Origin of the sequence: Vibrio sp. Vb1755 (assembly GCF_033338635.1) — a bacterium.
In the GTDB taxonomy this organism is placed as follows: Bacteria; Pseudomonadota; Gammaproteobacteria; order Enterobacterales; family Vibrionaceae; genus Vibrio; species Vibrio alginolyticus.
The window spans coordinates 1-1,211 of sequence record NZ_JAWOTA010000234.1 but is presented as its reverse complement, the minus strand read 5'-3'; the positions used below and the strand labels follow the sequence as shown (position 1 = coordinate 1,211).

The 1,211-nt window shown below is 46.7% G+C and carries 2 protein-coding genes; both read right to left on the bottom strand.

Translation table 11 applies throughout. From position 1 onward, the window contains the following. A partial coding sequence (locus R7E00_RS24175; protein ID WP_411978694.1) for a transporter substrate-binding domain-containing protein occupies positions 1-291 on the bottom strand: 291 nt, incomplete at its 3' end. 63 nt (positions 292-354) lie between these two features. Continuing rightward, the coding region (locus R7E00_RS24170) for an aminotransferase class V-fold PLP-dependent enzyme (RefSeq protein WP_318124790.1) at positions 355-1,211 on the bottom strand (857 nt) is incomplete at its 5' end.

The window sequence follows — 1,211 nt, the reverse complement described above, 5'->3', positions numbered from 1 at the left end:
TTGACCTGTCAGCTTACCGACCATGTCACTCCACTGAGCCGGTACGTACTCATATCGCACACCTAACGAGCTCGCAAATCCTTTTACGATATCGACATCTAATCCTGTCAGCGTGTGCATTTCACCTTGCTCGATGTAAGAAACAAAATTGGCATAAGGCACACCGATATGACGAAGCACACCACGTTCACGGATTTCTTTAAGGTCATTAGACCAAGCCGAAGAAGACATCACGGACGCGGCCAAAATCGCCACTGCAGTGATGGTTCGTTTAAGTGTTTTGACTGACATTGTGTATATCCTTCCCTTCAACAAAGCGCCCATAAATGGGCGCTTGAGTGATAAACAACGACGTTAGAACGAGTAGTACAGATCAGCCATCGCTTCGACCAATCCTTCTACATCTCGCTCATCATGGAACAAGTGTGTAGAGATACGAAGCGCGTACGTGTCGTGTCCATCATCTTTGTACAGCTTGAAGTTCGTTGTACGGATGATGTAGCCATATTCTTCACGCAGACGGTCACGGAACTCAGTCAGGATTTCTTCGTTCGTCACATCATAAAATGGGTTGAACGTCGTTAATCCACTCGTCAGCCCTTCCACATTTGGCGAGAACATTTTCGCATGTGGCAGCACGTCTTGGAGTGAGGTTTTACATTGGTCACTCAACGTTAGAATGCGGTCTTGGATTCGGTCACGACCAATCTCATCCCACATTTTACAGCTATCAGCCAGCGCTTGTTTAGCTGGGTAGTTGTCGTTACCAATGTACTGCATTTGGATTTGCTTACCTAAGTAATCCGCATGAGAAAGCGACGAGTTGATCAACCACAATGGATTTTCACGGTCGCTCCAGTATTCGTTCAAACGATTACCGTTGTCGCGCACGTATAAAATGCCTGTTGCGCCCGGGCCACACTGCCATTTATGGCCAGAACCAGAGTAGAAATCGCAATCCGGATCATGTAGGTCAAGATCGAACATACCCACCGTGTGAGCACCATCCACTAACGTTGGAATTTGATGCTCTTTTGCAAGAGAACAAATTGCCTTTGCTGGCAGCGCAGTACCGGTCTTGTATGTGATGTGAGAGAACACAATCAGGCGAACATTGTGGTGCGCTTCAATAGCGTCACGGAATGCTTGAATGTAGTCTTCTTCAGAAACGTCTTCAGTACCTGTAAACACTGGTAACTGAATTTCCACGA